The sequence below is a fragment of the Pseudomonas sp. AMR01 genome (genome assembly GCF_041946035.1).
GTDB classification, from domain to species: domain Bacteria; phylum Pseudomonadota; class Gammaproteobacteria; order Pseudomonadales; family Pseudomonadaceae; genus Aquipseudomonas; species Aquipseudomonas antarctica_B.
Genome location: NZ_JAUTYR010000040.1, coordinates 1 through 17,617 on the forward strand (window position 1 = coordinate 1; position 17,617 = coordinate 17,617).

Consider the following 17,617-nt stretch of genomic DNA (forward strand, 5'->3'; position numbering starts at 1 on the left):
GCAAGCCCGCTCGCCACAGAGAGATTCGCCAGCCTCTAAAAGTTGTCTAGATACCTATGCTGCGATGAGGCCGGTCCAGGCGATGAAGCTCTACAGTTTGCGCCACACACTCGCCAACCAAGGCTGCTGCTCCAGCGGCAACCCGGCCGGCCGGTAGTAATGCTCCAACTCCACAAACCCTGCCTCGGTCAGCAGCGCCTGCCAAGTCGCAAGGTCGTGATACGACCCATACCGTGGCCCATTCCAACCCTCCTGGTTCTCACCCCGAGGATTCGAACTGAACAACACTCCACCCGGCTTCAGCGCCCCGTGCAACTGCTTCAGCACACGCGGTAATTCCTGTTTGGGAATATGAAACAGCACCGCATTGGCAAATACCCCATCAAAGCGCGCGGCGGGTAAATCCAGTTTCAGGAAGTCCTGCTGCAACACCTCACAACCGCTGTCCTCGCGCGCCATCTGCGCGAAACGCTCCGAGCCATCCAGCCCGACCGCGACGTGCCCCATGCGCGTAAACGTCTGCAAATCCCGCCCAGGCCCGCAGCCGAAATCCAGCACCGTAAACGGCGCCGGGCCGTGGATATGCCGTAGCAACGCGTCGATATTCTGGCTCACGTCGTGGTCGCGGGTGCCTTCGCGGAAGTCTTCGGCGACTGTGTTGTAGTGGCCGAGGGTGGCGGCGGTGATCTGGTTGAGGTCGTCGGGGGCGAGTTTCATGGCGCAGGCTTCGAGCGGTTTGAAAGGAGGTTGACTATACGCGATGACGTGTCGCGCGAGCGTGCGCAGAAAGGGCGGGGAATGCAGATGCGTACGCCAGACGATGAGCAGGAGGTCGAGTCATCGACAGATTTAATAGAAGTAGGAAAGTGGCAGCCTACGGTTAAGTAGAACTGCCACTTTCGTATGATTTACTGCGGTTATTAAACTGCCAGCAAACACATGACAGCGTGCTTTTCAGTTAGATACTTGCAATAAATTCCGTTCGCATGATCGTAGTAGGTTGACCAGTAGGGTTGGCAACCCCCCCCACCAGAGTAAGCCCATCGCCCCACTAGAGCATTTGTCCCATTGACATAGTTTCGAGCGATATCATAGATGGCCGCGTCAAATATGGGTATCCCTTGGATTGAGGCAGCCCAAGCCCACGCTGCTCCATAGTCCAACATATTGTCGTTAAACACGTAGCGATAAACGTTACTTACATACACTACGTAAGAGGTTTTAGTTCCGTTTCTGTCCGAGACGGTTATCGTCGCAGCGCCATTTGCGTTTCCGGTCACCTTACCGTTTGTATCTACTGATGCGACCGTTGGATTACTAGAGCTATAGGCATAGCCACCTCCTCCACCGGTGGCAACGCGAGTCTCCACATTACAATAGGATTCGACGCCCGTTCTGTGTGCGGGAAAACCTTTAATAGAGACCCCGTTCAGAATCATCGCCTGTGGTGGAACTTTCAGTTGCCCCTTGACGATATATCTAGTGAACCCCAACGCAATAGCATTTTCTATATTGGTACTGCTGTCCAGCGTGATCACAAGCTCTATTTTAAATTCGCTTTTCAAGTTTTCAATCCAGGTCCTCGATATTTGAATTTTTACCAGCCCCTTGTCCAGGTCGGCGGAGGTTACTTCATAGGCTGTCAGCACATTAAGTTGCGCTGCCCCGACACTTCTGCACGTAATCCAGACTTTTTGGCCTGCGAATATGAAAGGCCATTTGGCCAGCGTTAACGTGGCATTGCCGGCAAATGTCGCAAGGTCGTGTTCGCCGTTGTGCGGAACGCCATTGATCAGTGCCATCGGTAATTTGTCTGTGGGGATGGTGCTGACAATCAGTATTTGGGGTTCTGACCAGATATGCGTGGTAGCGGTTGTCACGGTAGCGGTTGTCATCTTGTATCGCAATGTGACGGTTTTATTCACCATTTTGGCAATGACTTGCGGGCTGATCGGCACGTCGACGCGTCCGACGGCTACCACTGTGTGCGGAGCAAAGTCGATGACAATCCCGTCCGGAAACAGCAATTGGCAGGTGATAATTTGCCCTTTGGCCATTCCAGTGTAAGTCACGCTTATGAAGGACCCTGCCTCGTAGGTCAACGGCGAAACAGAGAGCGTGGCCCCAGGTCTATTGGCGAAGGCTGGAGCAGGATGGCTCGCCGGCACCGTCTGCACTCGGTACTCATGCTTGCCAAGCGGCACGGCGGTCTCCAGTTGGTCGCGTTGCGCAAAACTTATGAAACACTCAGCGCTCAGAATCGAGTTCTCCTTGAGTGTTTTTAGCGTATCTGCCGCCATCGTGAACGCAATCCCGTTTTTCACTTCGTCATCAGTGACGTTGTCTGCGATATAGAGAGTTTCCAGCAGCTCAGTACCATCAGCTTGGGTACCCTTGAGGGTCAAAAACTTGCGTTGGTTTCTCTGAATCATGATCCACGGATCAACCGTGATCGTCACCTCGTCACCCAATGCCAGCAAGGGGAACAGTACGTCCTTGATACCGTTGATCCTCGGTGCGGGCAGTGCCGTCACGAGCTTCAGGCGGATGGCCAGAGGTTTTGACGTATAAGGCGTGTTCCCCCGATTGAAACGGTACTGCACGGTGATGTTGTTGCCGTCCTCCCGGATACCCAAGGCGATGATTTGAGGCGGGATACGCACATCAACGCTATTGGTCTTCGAGTTGCCCGCTACGTGAACCTCAATGATGCTGATACCAAATTCACCTACCCAACTGACAATAATGTCATCGGTGTCGCGCATTGGGGTGTAGTTAACCCGCACTGTGGCGCCGTTCAAGACGTCTTTGGGGTGAACTTCATCCTGCAAGAGCTTATCGGCTTCAACGACAATGGGTGTTTGCATCACTACTTTGGGGCCGACGGAGAGGTTGAGCTTTGCAGAGCGCGCATAGACTTTAGGCTTGTTGGCCGTGCCGGGCCTCTGCACGCTGTAGCTGAACGAGATGTCGCCATCGATATTCCCGAGCAGTACTTGAGGGATTAACTCAACCAACAGCTCTGGTAAAAGGTGACCTTCGGTCGATGAATCGATGAGAATGGTGCCTCTGTCGGAGATATCGTAGTTTTCCCCGACTGCATTCCACTCCAATGTGCAGCCAGGTGTCGCGCCGATGAAGGGAAAGGAAATAATCAAAATGGAGCGTTTCACATTCTTAGGATCGATGTTGCCGTCTTCGGCATATTTAACCACCGGCGCAGCTAGTTCGACTGTACGAACCCCCAGCTCAGCCTGCCGCTTTTCTGAATGGCGGATGGAAGATGGAAGATTCCTCCCGTTGTTGGCGATGTAGTGAACGTGGAAAGGACCTTTGTCTTGAAATATCTTCAGATTTGCCTTGAGCACGTCACGTATGCCGCCCTGCTCTCCCGCTAGCCGGGTGTCGGTATAGATCAAGCCGCCGTCACCGGGATCTCCCTGTGAGAACACCACCGTTTCCCTTCCCGTTTTATAGAAGGGGTAATACTCGGGAATCTTGACGATAGCATCCGTGTCGAGTGGCAAGAGCGTACCTTCGATCGGGCTGATTTCAAGCGCTGGCATCTGTGTTGCTGTGCCCACAACGCTGATTGGGGTGACTGCCGATGTCTTCGTCCCGGCGGCGTTGGAGACTGTGTAGTACGACAGTAAATGGCGTCCCGCTGCTTTTGCAACGTGCTCATAGGGAATATTGATCGTTTCTAGCCCACCGTTCGTATCAGGCTTTGCGCCCACTTCAATGGTCTCAATTAATACATAGTCTTCACTGAAAATTTTAAGGTAGGCCGTTACCTTGTTGAGTGGAACAGGTTTTTTTCCGGCCCGGGGTGGGAAGGTCCTCATCTGAAACAGCGGCTTTTCCTCTTGATCAAGATCGGCTACAGACTCATCCACGTCATTCACTCTAAAACTTGGAGGGGGGAGCAGTTTGGAGTCCAAATTCGAGTACAACGGAAAGCCTTTGGAAAATTCATACTTGCCCCCAGACGTGTTCCCCACTACATCCACGACCTTGAATTTGACTTGGAACAGCCCACTCTGCGGACCTAATTTGAGTACATGTTTGATCGTTGGGTCGGGTTTGCCGTCTTCGTCTGTGCCATTGGGGACCATGATTGAGATCGGTTCAGTCCCGCTCGCTTCTTCAGAGCTTATTGTGTAGTCGAAGGTTATGCCGCCCCAATCTATGGTGATGACATCGTTCCGGCGACGGTTTTCATAGTATTCGATCGAGCAATAAGTAGGGCTATTAAGAGCACCTGCCTCAATGGTCGAGTACGGCTCCAAGCCTTCCATCGACAGTTTCAACTCGCTGTGCCACATTTCCCATGTTTTTCTGTCCTCACCGCCCGGCCGTGTGGTTTTGACCAATACCCACTGTATTTCAGAGCGACTCTCATTCCCGCTGCCGGCACGCACGACCCGCCAAAACATCGGAGAGAGGCCCTCCGGCAGTTTCTTTCCGTCGATAAACAGGTGGTAGCGGGGTAGAAGCTCTTTGACGTAGTCCGAGGCTATAGGACTTGTTAGATCACGCCAGCGACAGCCGTAGTAGTCGCCGATTTTAAGGTCAGTCCAAGCCTCTATCGCTATCGCCACATTGGCTATTCTGTCGATGCCCAGGCCCCACGTGGCACGAGGACTGTCGGGATTGTCGTCAATAGTTTCAAGGTACTCGACGTAATTCAAGTCGACCGCGGGATATGCCGAACGGGGTTGATCCTGTAGTTCATCGTAGAGAATAGTAGACATGGCCATCACCTTGCTGGGTTAGGGGCGCGCTCACATTACGCGTCGGGCAAGGTAAATAAGGCTCCTGGAACAACAGGCATTTCTACTGTGAGAATTGACAGTCCCGATGAGCGGTAGTCACTCATACCTGCCGCTACGAAGCGCCTCAACGCTTGTTCAAACCCCGCGCCAACCGATCCCCGCCCAACTGAATCACCGCCACCAGCACCACCAGCAGCACAATCACCGTGAGCATGATCTGCGTATCAAACCGCTGGTAGCCATAGCGGTACGCGATATCCCCCAGCCCACCTGCGCCTATCGCGCCGGCCATGGCCGATGAGTTGATCATGGTCACCAGGGTGATGGTGAACCCGCCGACAATCCCCGGCAGCGCTTCTGGCAACAACACATGCCAGATAATGTGCCAGCGGCGGCAGCCCATGGCCTGGGCGGCTTCGATCAAACCGTGATCGACTTCGCGCAAGCTCACTTCGGCGATGCGCGCAAAGAACGGCGTGGCGGCGATGGTCAGCGGTACAATGGCGGCCCACACGCCATAGGTGGTGCCGACGATCAGCCGCGTGAACGGAATCAACGCGACCATCAGAATCAAAAACGGAATCGAGCGAAACAGGTTTACGAACGCTCCCAGCGCGCGGTTCAGCACCGGTGCCTGGTAGATGCCGCCCTTGTCGCTGGTGACCAAAAAAACGGCCAGCGGAATGCCCACCAGCAAGGCGATCAATGAGGACACGCCGACCATCAACAAGGTGTCGATGGCGCCCTGCAATAAACGATCAAACCACATAGCCCAGCACCTGTGCCTGTTGTGCCCAATTTCCAGCGCGGTTGCGCAGTTCTTCGGCGCTGTGGGGCGAGCCATTCACGGCCAGCAGTAACTGCCCCAGCGCATGCCCCTGGATGCGTTCCACGCCGCCTTGCAGCAAACGCACGCGCCCGCCGAGGGCGCTGAACAGCGCGGCCAGGTCCGGCTCGTCGGTGTCGCTGCCGGTGAATTGCAAACGCAGCACCACTGCCGTTTCTGTCGAGGCCGGGCGGGCCAGCAAACGGCTTTGCAATTCTTCCGGCAAGCCGTGTTGCAACGGCGCCAGCAGGGTTTTGCTGACTTCATGCTGCGGGTTGCCGAACACTTGCCACACCGGGCCTTGCTCGACGGTGCGCCCGTGTTCCAACACCACCACGCGGTCGCAGATGTCGCGAATCACCGCCATCTCATGGGTGATCAACACAATGGTCAGGCCCAGTCGCCTGTTGATCTCGCGCAGCAGGCCGAGGATCGATTGCGTGGTTTCCGGGTCGAGGGCCGAGGTGGCCTCGTCGCACAGCAAAATCTCGGGGTCGTGCACCAGCGAACGAGCAATGCCCACCCGTTGTTTCTGCCCGCCGGAAAGCTGCGCCGGGTAGGCTTTGTGCTTGTCCTTGAGGCCGACCAGCTCCAGCAGCTCGCGCACCTTTTGCTCGCGTTGCGGCTTGGGCACGCCGGCGACTTTCAGCGGCAATTCGACGTTCTGCCACACGGTCTTGGCCGACATCAAATTGAAGTGCTGGAAGATCATGCCGATGCGCCGACGCAGCGCCACCAGACGGTCTTCGTCGAAGTCGCCGATGTCCACCTGATCAATCAGCACGCGCCCGCTGCTCGGTTGCTCCAGGCGGTTGATGGTGCGGATCAACGAAGATTTACCGGCGCCGCTGCGCCCGATGATGCCGAACACTTCACCGCGCTGGATCGCCAGGTCAATGCCTTGCAAGGCGTGCACGTTGCCGTCGTAGGTCTTGCCCACGTTGATAAAACGCACGTGGGCGCGGTTCAAGTCAGGGTGCAGTTGGGTCTGCTCGGCGTCCCTGGGCGGCAGGCCCAGGTCGCGCAGTTGGGCATTGGCGGCGGTCATTTTTTATCTTCCCAGCCGACTTGGTAGAGCGTGCCCAGGGATTTATCCAGGGCCGCGCGCACCTGCGGCGAGTGCTGGTAGATGTCGACGAACTTGATCACGCGCGGGTCGGTTTTGCTCTTCGGTTGAACCACAAACTGGATCACGTATTCCGGGTGGTCGAGGCCGTCAAACAACAGCGCAGATTCTGCATCGAAGGTCTTGGACAGGCGGATATAGGCCGGGTAGCCCTGCACCAGGTCGGCGTCGTCATAGGCGCGAACCAGTTGCACGGCTTCAACCTGAAGGATCTTGAGCTTCTTCGGGTTGCTAACGATGTCTTCTTCGGTGGCCTTGTAGCCCACGCCCGGCTTGAGGGTGATCAAACCCGCCTTGGCCAGCAATTGCAGGCCGCGACCGCTGTTGATCGGGTCGTTGGCAATTGCCACGCTGGCGCCTTGGGGCAGGTCGTTGAGGCTTTTGTATTTCTTGGAATACAGGCCGACGTTATTGATGATGCCCGGCGCGTAAGGCACCAAGTCAAAACCGGCGGCGGCCTTGGCGTTTTCCAGGAACGGGATGTGCTGGAAGTAGTTCACATCAATGTCGCCGGCGGCCAGGCTGACGTTGGGCGCGATCCAGTCGGTGAACTCCACCAGCTCAACCTTGAGGCCTTGCTTGCCGGCTTCGGCGACGGCGGCTTCCAGGGGAATGGCAAAGGCGGCGGTGGTGCCGACTTTCAGCGGCGCCTCGGCGGCAAATACTGCTGAGCTGAATAAACCAAACGCCAGGGCCAGTGCTTTGACTGGGTGGGTGAGCAGGGTCTTTTTCATCGGTGGTTTCCAGTCATAAGGTGGTGGTGCAAACAATGGAGATCCAATGTGGGAGCGGGCTTGCTCGCGAATGCGGTGTATCAGCAAACGAATCCGGTGACTGATACACCGCATTCGCGAGCAAGCCCGCTCCCACATTTTTGATTAGTGTCGGTAGGTCGATCCGGTGTGTTGTTCGGGTAGGCGAGCGCTGCCGTGGAAGACTTTTTCGCGCAGTGTTCCCTGCTCATAAGCCGTCTTGTACGACCCGCGCTTCTGCAACTCCGGCACTACCAAATCGATAAAGTCCACATAGCTTTCCGGCGTAACAATGCGCGTCAAATTGAAGCCATCCAGCCCCGTCTCGCTGATCCACGACTCCAGCTCGTCCGCCACTTGCTCGGGCGAGCCGACCAAGGTGATATAGCGCCCGCCCAACGCGTGCTGTTCGAGCAACTTGCGTCGAGTCCAGTCGTTGTTTTGCAGGTTCTTGGTGGCCGACTGAATCGCGTTGCTCTTCACGTACTGGATCGGTTCATCCAGCGCGTACTGTGAAAAATCAATCGCGGTGGAGGCCGAGAAGTGCGCCACACCGGCTTCCGCGCTGGCGTAGCTCAAATACTCGGCATGCTTGGCCCAGGCCAGCGCTTCAGTGGCGCCCACGATCACGTTGAGGCCCATAAACACCTTGATGTCATCCGGGTTGCGCCCGGCGGCCACGGCGCTGGCGCGCACCTTGTCCACCTGCACTTTGGTCGCCGCCTTGTTCTGCCCGCTGATAAACACGCACTCGGCGTGGCGCCCGGCGAACAGCAAGCCCCGGTCCGAACTGCCGGCCTGGAACAGCACCGGCGTGCGCTGCGGCGACGGCTCGCAGAGGTGATAACCCTCCACCTGATAAAACTCGCCGCGGTGTTCAACCTTGTGCACCTTGCCCGGCTGCGCATAAATCCGCGCTTGCGGATCGTTAAGTACCGAGCCATCTTCCCAGCTGCCTTCCCAGAGTTTGTACAGCACCTCCAGGTACTCATCGGCCTGGTCGTAGCGCCGGTCATGCTCGACCTGTTCAGTCAGGCCCATGGCCTTGGCGGCGCTGTCGAGGTAGCCAGTGACAATGTTCCAGCCCACGCGGCCACGGCTCAGGTGGTCGAGGGTGGACATGCGCCGGGCGAACAGATACGGCGGCTCGTAGGTGAGGTTGGCGGTGAGGCCGAAGCCCAGGTTTTTGGTCACGGCCGCCATCGCCGACACCAGCAACAGCGGGTCGTTGACCGGCAACTGGATCGACTCTTTGAGCGGTACGTCGATGGCGTTCTGGTAGACGTCGTACACGCCGACGATGTCGGCGATGAACAGCCCGTCGAACAGCCCGCGCTCGAGGGTTTGCGCCAGCTCGGTCCAGTATTCGATGGTTTTGTACTGGGTCGAGGTGTCGCGTGGGTGCGTCCACAGGCCGTGGTTGATGTGCCCGATGCAGTTCATGTTGAAGGCATTGAGCAGGATTTTTTTCCTGGCCATCAGATGGTCCCCCGCAGCGGCGGGTTTTCATCGTTGAGGTAGTAATTGCCCACGGCGTGGTACTTCCAGCGCACGGGGTCGTGCAACGTGTGTACGCGGGCGTTGCGCCAGTGGCGGTCCAGGCCGTGCTCGGCGAGCGTCGCCTGGCTGCCAGCGAGTTCAAACAGTGTGCTGCCGGCCGCCAGCGATATTTCGGTGCTCAAGGCGCGTACTTCGGCGACTGCGATTGACGCGGCAGCGACGGCTTCAGCAGTGCTGTCGGCCTGGGCGCGGTCGACGAAAACGCCTGCGCGTTCCAGCAACGCTTCGGCGGCGTGCAGGCGGGTGCTCAGGTGGCCGAAGCTTTTCAGGGTCAGCGGGTCTTCAGTGGCTTTGTCGTTGCCGGAGTCGATCCACGGGCGAGTCTTGGTGCGCACAAAGTGCAGCGCGTCTTCAAAGGCGGCGCGGGCGATGCCGGTGTCGATGGCGGCATGAAGGATCTGCGCCAGCGGGCCAACCGTGGTCGGGCGCTCGAAGGCGCTCTGGAACGGGACCACGTCTTGCGCCGCAACCCACACGTTGTCGAACACCACCGAGCCGCTGCCGGTGGTGCGCTGGCCGAAGCCGCTCCAGTCGTCAATGACCGTCAGGCCTTCGCTGTCGCGCGGGACGAAGGCGAGTTGCTGCACGCCGTGTTCATCCACCACCGAGGTGGGGATGCGCTGGGCGTAAATCGCACCGGTTGAATAAAACTTGCGTCCGTTGATGCGCAAACCATCGCCGTCGCGGGTGATGGAGGCCACGCGGTGGTGGGCGGTTTTGGTGCCCAGTTCCGCCAGCGCATTGCCGAAGCGCTGCCCGGCGAGGGCTTCGGCGTAGAGGCGTTTTTGCTGAGCCGGGCTGCCATTTACGCGCAGCACTTCCAGGGCATAGAAATGGTTTTGCGGGATCTGGCCCAGCGAAGCATCTGCCTGGGCGATCAAGGCGATCACCTTGGCCAGGGTGACGTTGGATACGCCGGCGCCGCCGTATTCTTTCGGCACGCTGATGCCCCACAGGCCGGAACGCGAGAACACGTCGAGTTCGGGCAAGGGCAGGCGGCGTTCGCGGTCGCGCTGGGCGCTGTCGCGGCGAAAGTCTTCGGCGAGGTCGCTGGCGACAATGAGGGCTTGTTCGTCGCTGGTGATAACCGCGACGTGGTGAGAAAGAGGCATGCGTATTTCTCCAGAGGTCTGGTCGGTTAAATCCAGGAGTGACGAGCCGGCAACGTGCCGTTCAGTCGATAGGCCCCGATGGCGTGATATTTCCAGCGCACCGGGTCGTGCAGCGTGTGCACCCGGGCGTTGCGCCAGTGACGGTCGAGGTTGAACTCGGCGAGGGTGGCGCGGCTGCCAGCCAGCTCGAAGAGTTTTTCGCTGACCAGCAACGACACTTCAGTGGTCAGCACTTTCGCCTCGGCCACCGCAATCGATGCACGGGCTGCAGATTGCGCGGTAATCGGCGCGGCGTTGACCTGATCCAGTACCTGGCCAGCCTTGCGCAACAAGGCTTCGGCGGCGTGCAGTTCGATCTTCAATTTGCCAATGTCGGCGATCACGTACAGGTCATCGCTGGCGCGCTCAACCTTGGCGTCGATCCACGGGCGCGAGCGTTCGCGGACGAAGGCGATGGTGTCGTCCAAAGCGCCGCGCGCGATACCCGCGTCGATGGCGGCCTGGATCAACTGCGAGACAGCGCCCTGGATATTCGGGGCTTCACCCATGCGCCAGTTTTCAACCACCAGTTCTGCGTCCACCGGCACCTGATTGAGCAGCACAGTGCCGCTGGCGGTGGTGCGTTGGCCGAAGCCCGACCAGTCGTCAACGATGCGCAGCCCTTCGGTGCCACGGCGCACAAACGCCAGGACCTGTTTGCCGTCATCGTTCAGGGCTTTTATGGCGACCCAATGCGCAAACAGCGCGCCGGTGGAGTAGAACTTTTGGCCGCTGATCGCGTACCCGTCGCCTTCAGCGGTGATGCGCGCCTTGAGTTCCAGGGTATTTTTGGTGCCGCGTTCCGGGCCACCATTGCCGATGCGCCAGCCGTCGAGGACGCTCTGGAACAGCTGCTTTTTCTGGCGCTCGGTGGCGGCAAGCTGCAACAGGTGCAGGATGCCAAAGTGGTTTTGCGGGATTTGGCCCAGGGCCGGGTCCGCTGCGCTGATGATCGCGAACACCTCGGCCAGGGTCACAAACGAGACCTCTGGGCCGCCGAATTCGCGGGGAATGGAAATACTGCCCAGCCCGCTGCGGGTGAACTGTTCGATCTGCGCCCACGGCAACTTGCGTTGCTGATCGCGCCTGGCGGCTTGCGGGCGCGCAGCCCTGGCAAGCTCATGGGCCGCGCTCAACGCCTCGGCGTCGTCGCGCAGCACCACGGCCGGCAACAACAGAGGGGCTATATCCAGATCACTCTGGGGGGGTGTTAGAGCCAAATTAGACATCAGCGCCGCTCCTTGGCTGCACGTAATGCCCTGGCGTTATGCACCGGGGTAATCCTGACCATACCGACCTCGCATTCAATGAAATAAAAACAAAAAAATCAGAGATGTCCGGTGGTCCGGTGCATATACCCTAAGCGTGTTAAATATTTAAATAAACTAACTTATGGGAATAAGCATAGAAGGGCTGTCACCCGGGTTCGCAGGGCGAGCCGAGGTGGCGGGGTTGATACGCCGATGCGGCCGTGGCCGGGCGGGCTGGCGACGGTGGCGAGCAGGTGGCGATGTTCAAGGTGCGGACCGGTGCCCAGCGTGAATTATTGCCGACGCGATCCAGAATGCAGTACGTCACGTCCAGCCGACTGTCTTCGCCGGCTTCAATAATCACCGCCGAGGGAACCCATACCTGCACCGCCAGCCCGACGCATTTGGCCTGGATTTTCGGCAGGTCCAGACGCACATCCCCCCAGCGCAGGGTAATTGCATCGCCCGTGGCCATGTTCAGGTAGGGCTCGATGCACAGCGGAATCCCGCGTCGCACCTGGCAGCTGTTGACGCCGTAGCGGCGGATGGTTTCAGGCAAGCCCACGGGGGCGAGGTTCTGGTTTTCGTCGCTGCACAGGTTCAAAGGCTGGCCGCCGGGAAAGTTGGTCTTCACGCTTACCGTGGTGACCGCCGAGCGTGCCGGGCCGTGGCCGATTTGCATGACCTGGTAGTGAACCCTTGCCAGGCCGTCCTGCACGAAACTCTCGGGGATTCGCAGATGGGTGGGCGTGCCGACCTTGCAGGCCGTCACCCGGCGCGAGGCAGCAAAGCAGTTGTTCCAGAACAGCTCGATCAGGTCGCCCTCATCCATGCCGGTATAGGGTTCGATGTCGACCTGCAGGTGTTCGGCGGCCAAGGCATTGATGCCGTTTCGAACGGCTTGGGGCAAAGTCGGGGCGGTGAGCATGCGCGTCATAAGTAATCTCCTTGATGCAGCCAGCAGGAATCGTTCCGGTCCTTTGGCGCGGGTGCGCAAGGGGGCCGAAATGAACGATTCAGTGAGTAGCCGGGATAGGATCCAATCCTCTGGGCGCTAGATAAGAGGGTTGGGCAACAGGCGTCAATGGAGGCAAAGGGCTAAACGGCGGGTTGGAGCAGATTCAGAAGGGTCTGACTGGCGGGGGTATTTTTAGAGGGGCGTGAGGGGACGTTTTACCGATTAGCGTGAGGAAATCGTGTAAGAGCGGTTTTCTGTGGCGACGGAGCTTGCTCCCGCTGGGTTGCGCAGCGGCCCCAGCTTTTTGGGAGCGCTTCGCACTCCAGCGCGAGCAAGCTCCCTCGCCACAAGAGCCCGCTCCCACACATAGCTCAATGGGCGAGGAATTTGCTCAGAAACTGCTTGGTGCGTTCTTCCCTGGGGTTGGCGAACAGGGCTTTGGCTTCGCCCTGTTCCACGATCACGCCCTTGTCGAAGAAGATCACCCGGTTGGCCACATCCCGCGCAAAACTCATCTCGTGGGTGACGATGACCATGGTGCGGTTTTCTTCGGCGAGGCTGCGGATGGTCGCCAGCACTTCGCCGACCAGTTCCGGGTCCAGCGCCGAAGTGGGCTCGTCGAACAGGATCACTTCCGGCTCCATGGCCAACGCGCGGGCAATCGCCACGCGCTGCTGTTGACCACCGGACAAGCGCCGTGGATACGACGCTTCCTTGCCCGCCAAGCCCACACGGGCCAACAGCTTGAGGCCCAGTGCAGTGGCCGCTTCGCGTGGCATGTTCTTGACCACGATCGGGCCTTCGATGACGTTTTCCAGCGCGGTGCGGTGGGGGAACAGGTTGAAGTTCTGGAACACAAAACCCACGTGCTGACGCAAGCGCCGCACCAGGCTTTGCTGCTGGTTAAGCGGCTTGCTGCCGTCGATCTCGATGTCACCGACCTTGATGCGGCCACTGGTGGGTTCTTCGAGGAAATTCAGGCAACGCAGAAAGGTGGTCTTGCCCGAACCGCTGGGGCCAATGATGGCGACGACTTCGCCTGCCTTGACCTCAAGGTCGATGCCGTTAAGCACCACCTGACCGTTGAATTGTTTGGTCAGTTTTTCAACCACAATCATGCTTCAAGACTCCAGGTCATGCCGGTTGACCCGGTCTTCCAGGCGATTTTGGAAATGCGCCAGGATGCTCGCCAAAATCCAGTAGATCAGGGCGGCGGAGAGATACATGGTGAAGATTTCGAAGGTTCGCGCAGACACCAGTTGGGCCTGACGGAACAGCTCGGGCACCTGAATGGTGGCGGCCAGTGCTGTGTCTTTTACCAGCGAAATAAAGCTGTTGCCCAACGGTGGCAATGCCGTGCGCATGGCCTGCGGCAGGATGGCCCGGCGCAGTGTCTGCGCGCGGGTCATGCCGATACTGGCAGCCGCTTCCCACTGGCCGCGCTCGATAGAGCTGATCGCGGCGCGCAGGATTTCACAGGCGTAGGCGGCCATGTTCAGCGAAAAGCCGATCAAGGCCGCCGGGATCGGATCCAGCTCGATGCCCACTTGCGGTAAGCCGTAGTAGATCAAAAACAGCTGCACCAGCAAGGGCGTGCCGCGAAAAAACGACACGTAGACCCTGGCGGTCCAGCTTGCCAGCTTGAAGCGCGAGAGGCGCATCAAGGCCAGGCCGAAGCCCAGCAGCAAGCCGAAAAACATCCCGCCGAGGCTAAGAATCACCGTGTAGTACGCGCCCTTGAGCAGAAAGGGCGCGGAGTCCAGCGCGAGTTGGAAACCTGCTTCCATTATTGAGTGACGTCAGCGTTGAAGTATTTCTCGGACAGCTTCTTCAAGGTGCCGTCTGCACGCAGTTTGTCGAGGGCCTTGTTCACAGCAGCCAGCAACTCAGGCTCGCCTTTGCGCAGGGCAATACCGGATTCCTGACGGGAGAAGGCATCACCGGCAGCAGCGGTATCCGGGGCTTTCTTGGCATATTCCAGAGCGGCCAGGCGGTCGATCAGGATGGCGTCGATACGGCCGATGCGCAGGTCCTGGAACTTGGTTGGGTCATCGTTGTAGGTTTTGATGATGGCTTTGGGCTGATTGTCTTTGAGCCATTGCTCGTAGTTGGTGCCCAGGCCTACGCCGACTTTCTTGCCGGCCAGGTCGTCGGCCGTCTTGATGCTGTCGACGTTCTTCTTCAGCACCAGCGCCTGAATCCCGGAAACGGTGTAAGGCGTGGAGAAGTCATACTTCTTTTTGCGTTCTTCCGAGATGGTTACCTGGTTGACCACAGCGTCCAGACGCTTGGACTCCAGGGCCGCGAGGATGCCGTCCCAAGGAGTGGCTTGCAGCTTGACCTTGACGCCCAGTTCTTTAGCCAGCGCTTCGGACAACTCTACTTCGAAGCCGCTGAGCTTGCCGCTTTCATCAACAAAGCTGAACGGCGGGTAAGTGCCTTCCAGGCCGATTTTGATCTCGCCGGCTTTTTTGATGTTGTCCAATTGTTCGCCGGCAATTGCCTGGCCCATCAGGCTGGCGCCGAGCGCCAGGCCCAAAGTGCCAACCAACAACGTGCGACGGAATACAGAAATAGTCATGAAGAGCCCCTGTGTTTTTATGTTGAGCGAAGCAGGTGACGCAGTAGGCGTATCCTGCCTTAAAGCGCTTAGCGCGTCTTCGCCTACGGCGCGACTATAAAGCGAGTTTTTAAGACTTGAAAATAATATAAATCTAATTTTATATATCTATTTTGAATAAATAGCGCATTCCAATGTGGGAGCGGGCTTGCTCGCGAAGGCGGTCTGTCAGTTAATAATTGGGTGACTGGCACACCGTATTCGCGAGCAAGCCCGCTCCCACATTTTTAGTCCGTGTTCACTCAGGTGAATGCAGCGCCGTAAGCAAACAACGCCGGGGCGCCGCCGGTGTGCAGGAAAATAATCGGCCCGTCCTCAAATCGCTGACGCCCAATGCCGTCCAGCAAGCCGGCCATGGCCTTGCCAGTGTAGACCGGGTCCAGCAGCAACCCTTCCTGGCTCGCCAACAACTTGACCGCGGCGAGGGTGCCGGCGTTCGGTTCGCCGTAGCGCGGGCCGAAATATTCGTCCCACAGGATGACCTTGAAGGCTTCAGGAATATCCACACCGAGCAACTCGGCCGTGCGTTCGGCCAAGCCTTGCACTTTCGGGCGCTGGGCTTCTTCGGTGCGCGACACGGTTATGCCTATCACTGGCAAGTCCGGCAGCACTTCACTCAGGGCCAGCGCCAGGCCGCTGTGCGTACCCGCGCTGCCGGAAGCCAACACCACGGCGGCAAACTCGATACCGCTGTCTTCGATCTGCCCGGCCAGTTCCATCCCGGCACGCACATAACCCAGCGCGCCAAGCGCGTTCGAGCCGCCGATCGGAACCAGATACGGCTTCTTGCCGTTGCTGCGCAGCCGGTCGGCAACCGCGTTGAGCTGGTCATCAACGTTGTCGAGGTTCTCGACCAATTCCACTTTGGCGTCGAACAGCTCCAGCAGCAGGCGGTTACCGTTGCCAAGGTAGTCGGGGTCTTCGGTACCGGTGGGGTTTTCGAGCAGGGCGACGCAACCCAGGCCGAGCCTGGCGGCCAGCGCTGCAGTCTGGCGCACGTGGTTGGACTGGATGGCACCGGCGGTCACCAGCGTGTCGGCGCCCTGGGCGATGGCATCCGCCGCCAGGTATTCGAGTTTGCGCAACTTGTTGCCGCCCATGGCCAGCGGCGTGGTGTCGTCGCGCTTGACGTAGATGTCACGGCCCAGCCAGGCCGATAGCCGCTCGAGTTTTTCCAGGGCTGTGGCGCCACCCAGCAGGTCCAGGCGGTTGAAACGGTCGAGCTGTCTTTTGATCATGGCAACGCACAGTGGCTGAGTGATGGGGCGACTATAGGCAGGCACTTTTCATCGGGCAACCCGCAATCGCTTATGTCGGAAAGTTCTTGGTATCACACCATTGGTTCTTAAGGGCGGTCAGGGTGCATACCGTAAAGTGATGGCCATTACGTCAGGAGTGAATACCGTGAGTGAGCGTTCCAGCCATTGGCAATTGCAGACCATCGTAGGCCAACTGCGCAGCGCCCGAGACCAGTGGCGCACGCGCAATGGCCGCTTGAGCGGAGAGCATGGCGGGCGCGAGTTGCCGTCCCGTGAAGCGGTGGCGCAGATTCTTGAGTCGCTGTGTGGCGCGCTGTTCCCGATGCGCCTGGGGCCGGTGGACCTGCGTGAAGAAAGTGAAGATTTCTACGTCGGCCACACCCTTGATGTCGCCTTGAATGCCTTGCTCGGCCAGGCGCGCCTGGAGCTGCGTTATGCCGCACGGCAAGGCGCCAGGGACGACAGCGAGGTTGACGCGCAGGCTATCCGCCTGATTCAGGATTTCGCCCTGGCGTTGCCGGCACTGCGAGGTTTGCTCGACACCGACGTGTTGGCGGCCTACCACGGCGACCCGGCAGCGCGCAGCGTGGATGAGGTGTTGCTGTGCTATCCAGGGATTCTGGCGGTGATCCACCACCGGCTGGCGCACCACTTGTATCGCGCCGGTTTGCCGCTGTTGGCGCGGATCAGCGCGGAGATCGCGCACTCGGCCACCGGCATTGATATTCATCCGGGCGCGCAGATCGGGCCGAGCTTTTTTATCGACCAAGGCACGGGTGTGGTGATAGGCGAAACCGCGATCATCGGTGAACGGGTGCGCATCTACCAGGCCGTGACGTTGGGCGCCAAGCGCTTTCCGGCGGATGAGGATGGGCAGTTGCAGAAGGGCCACCCACGGCACCCGATCGTTGAGGATGATGTGGTGATCTACGCCGGGGCCACGATCCTGGGGCGCATTACCATCGGCAAGGGTTCGACCATTGGCGGCAACGTGTGGCTGACCCGTAGCGTGCCGGCGGGGGTGAATATTACGCAGGCGAATTTGCAGCATGAGGATGGTGCGCAAAAGTAAGCCACGCCCTTGTCCATGTGGGAGCTGGCTTGCCTGCGATGACGGTATACCAGCCAACAGAAGTGTTGCTGAACCACCGCCATCGCAGGCAAGCCAGCTCCCACATTTATCCGCATTTGAACGTCAAGTCGCTGAACGATTTGCTATCCCCGCCCGTCATACCGTTCCTTGAGCTAGTGTTGAGATGACCTACCACTCAGCCCTGCGATTAGTCCAAAACCGCCTATCCATGTTTAAATTGAATGCTCGTTCAAGTTAAATCCGGTGG

At 58.7% G+C, this 17,617-nt stretch carries 14 protein-coding genes; 1 reads left to right on the forward strand and 13 read right to left on the reverse strand.

Annotation, left to right across the window (positions count from 1 at the left end; translation table 11 throughout):
- Window positions 1-90 precede the first annotated feature (90 nt).
- From Q7C20_RS23070 to Q7C20_RS23130, 13 genes are all read right to left on the reverse strand, one after another.
- Entirely contained in the window at window positions 91-717 is a 627-nt protein-coding gene (locus Q7C20_RS23070) for a class I SAM-dependent methyltransferase (protein ID WP_375070505.1), read from the reverse strand.
- 203 nt (window positions 718-920) lie between these two features.
- Window positions 921-4,754 carry an Ig-like domain-containing protein gene (locus Q7C20_RS23075; protein ID WP_375070507.1) on the reverse strand — a complete coding sequence of 1,278 codons (3,834 nt, stop codon included), beginning with the start codon at window positions 4,752-4,754 and terminating at the stop codon, window positions 921-923.
- Window positions 4,755-4,899: 145 nt separating this feature from the next.
- Window positions 4,900-5,544, reverse strand: a complete 645-nt coding sequence (locus Q7C20_RS23080) for a methionine ABC transporter permease (protein WP_375070509.1) — start codon at window positions 5,542-5,544, stop codon at window positions 4,900-4,902.
- Window positions 5,534-6,649 carry a methionine ABC transporter ATP-binding protein gene (locus Q7C20_RS23085; RefSeq protein WP_375070511.1) on the reverse strand — a complete coding sequence of 372 codons (1,116 nt, stop codon included), beginning with the start codon at window positions 6,647-6,649 and terminating at the stop codon, window positions 5,534-5,536. The genes Q7C20_RS23080 and Q7C20_RS23085 overlap by 11 nt, the downstream gene beginning before the upstream one ends.
- Entirely contained in the window at window positions 6,646-7,461 is an 816-nt protein-coding gene (locus Q7C20_RS23090) for a MetQ/NlpA family ABC transporter substrate-binding protein (RefSeq protein WP_375070513.1), read from the reverse strand. Before Q7C20_RS23090 ends, Q7C20_RS23085 begins: the two co-directional genes overlap by 4 nt.
- A gap of 144 nt (window positions 7,462-7,605) precedes the next feature.
- Window positions 7,606-8,958 carry an LLM class flavin-dependent oxidoreductase gene (locus Q7C20_RS23095; RefSeq protein ID WP_375070515.1) on the reverse strand — a complete coding sequence of 451 codons (1,353 nt, stop codon included), beginning with the start codon at window positions 8,956-8,958 and terminating at the stop codon, window positions 7,606-7,608.
- On the reverse strand, window positions 8,958-10,151 hold the full coding sequence (locus tag Q7C20_RS23100) for an SfnB family sulfur acquisition oxidoreductase (protein ID WP_375070517.1): 1,194 nt from the start codon (window positions 10,149-10,151) through the stop codon (window positions 8,958-8,960). The genes Q7C20_RS23095 and Q7C20_RS23100 overlap by 1 nt, the downstream gene beginning before the upstream one ends.
- Before the next feature lie 26 nt (window positions 10,152-10,177).
- Window positions 10,178-11,419, reverse strand: coding sequence for an SfnB family sulfur acquisition oxidoreductase (locus Q7C20_RS23105; RefSeq protein WP_375070518.1), 1,242 nt, complete (start codon window positions 11,417-11,419; stop codon window positions 10,178-10,180).
- A gap of 187 nt (window positions 11,420-11,606) precedes the next feature.
- Window positions 11,607-12,377 (reverse strand): hypothetical protein, encoded by a 771-nt coding sequence (locus Q7C20_RS23110; RefSeq protein WP_375070520.1) that lies wholly within the window; start codon window positions 12,375-12,377, stop codon window positions 11,607-11,609.
- A 392-nt stretch (window positions 12,378-12,769) separates the two neighbouring features.
- Complete coding sequence (gene tcyN, locus Q7C20_RS23115; protein WP_348056242.1) at window positions 12,770-13,516, reverse strand: L-cystine ABC transporter ATP-binding protein TcyN; 747 nt, start codon at window positions 13,514-13,516, stop codon at window positions 12,770-12,772.
- Window positions 13,517-13,519: 3 nt separating this feature from the next.
- On the reverse strand, window positions 13,520-14,185 hold the full coding sequence (gene tcyL / locus Q7C20_RS23120) for a cystine ABC transporter permease (RefSeq protein ID WP_016972173.1): 666 nt from the start codon (window positions 14,183-14,185) through the stop codon (window positions 13,520-13,522).
- Window positions 14,185-14,979, reverse strand: a complete 795-nt coding sequence (gene tcyJ / locus Q7C20_RS23125; protein ID WP_375070522.1) for a cystine ABC transporter substrate-binding protein — start codon at window positions 14,977-14,979, stop codon at window positions 14,185-14,187. The genes tcyL and tcyJ overlap by 1 nt, the downstream gene beginning before the upstream one ends.
- 281 nt (window positions 14,980-15,260) lie before the next feature.
- Entirely contained in the window at window positions 15,261-16,256 is a 996-nt protein-coding gene (locus Q7C20_RS23130) for a D-cysteine desulfhydrase (protein ID WP_375070524.1), read from the reverse strand.
- Window positions 16,257-16,422: 166 nt separating this feature from the next.
- Between Q7C20_RS23130 and epsC the strand changes: the two genes are divergently transcribed.
- Window positions 16,423-17,349 (forward strand): serine O-acetyltransferase EpsC, encoded by a 927-nt coding sequence (epsC, locus tag Q7C20_RS23135; RefSeq protein WP_375070526.1) that lies wholly within the window; start codon window positions 16,423-16,425, stop codon window positions 17,347-17,349.
- The last annotated feature ends 268 nt before the right edge of the window (window positions 17,350-17,617 follow it).

Excerpts from the sequence above, each read along its gene's own strand:
- Q7C20_RS23070 (WP_375070505.1), bottom strand. The coding sequence starts at position 717 with ATGAAACTCGCCCCCGACGACCTCAACCAGATCACCGCCGCCACCCTC.
- Q7C20_RS23075 (WP_375070507.1), bottom strand. The coding sequence starts at position 4,754 with ATGTCTACTATTCTCTACGATGAACTACAGGATCAACCCCGTTCGGCA.
- Q7C20_RS23080 (WP_375070509.1), bottom strand. The coding sequence starts at position 5,544 with ATGTGGTTTGATCGTTTATTGCAGGGCGCCATCGACACCTTGTTGATG.
- Q7C20_RS23085 (WP_375070511.1), bottom strand. The coding sequence starts at position 6,649 with ATGACCGCCGCCAATGCCCAACTGCGCGACCTGGGCCTGCCGCCCAGG.
- Q7C20_RS23090 (WP_375070513.1), bottom strand. The coding sequence starts at position 7,461 with ATGAAAAAGACCCTGCTCACCCACCCAGTCAAAGCACTGGCCCTGGCG.
- Q7C20_RS23095 (WP_375070515.1), bottom strand. The coding sequence starts at position 8,958 with ATGGCCAGGAAAAAAATCCTGCTCAATGCCTTCAACATGAACTGCATC.
- Q7C20_RS23100 (WP_375070517.1), bottom strand. The coding sequence starts at position 10,151 with ATGCCTCTTTCTCACCACGTCGCGGTTATCACCAGCGACGAACAAGCC.
- Q7C20_RS23105 (WP_375070518.1), bottom strand. The coding sequence starts at position 11,419 with ATGTCTAATTTGGCTCTAACACCCCCCCAGAGTGATCTGGATATAGCC.
- Q7C20_RS23110 (WP_375070520.1), bottom strand. The coding sequence starts at position 12,377 with ATGACGCGCATGCTCACCGCCCCGACTTTGCCCCAAGCCGTTCGAAAC.
- tcyN (WP_348056242.1), bottom strand. The coding sequence starts at position 13,516 with ATGATTGTGGTTGAAAAACTGACCAAACAATTCAACGGTCAGGTGGTG.
- tcyL (WP_016972173.1), bottom strand. The coding sequence starts at position 14,185 with ATGGAAGCAGGTTTCCAACTCGCGCTGGACTCCGCGCCCTTTCTGCTC.
- tcyJ (WP_375070522.1), bottom strand. The coding sequence starts at position 14,979 with ATGACTATTTCTGTATTCCGTCGCACGTTGTTGGTTGGCACTTTGGGC.
- Q7C20_RS23130 (WP_375070524.1), bottom strand. The coding sequence starts at position 16,256 with ATGATCAAAAGACAGCTCGACCGTTTCAACCGCCTGGACCTGCTGGGT.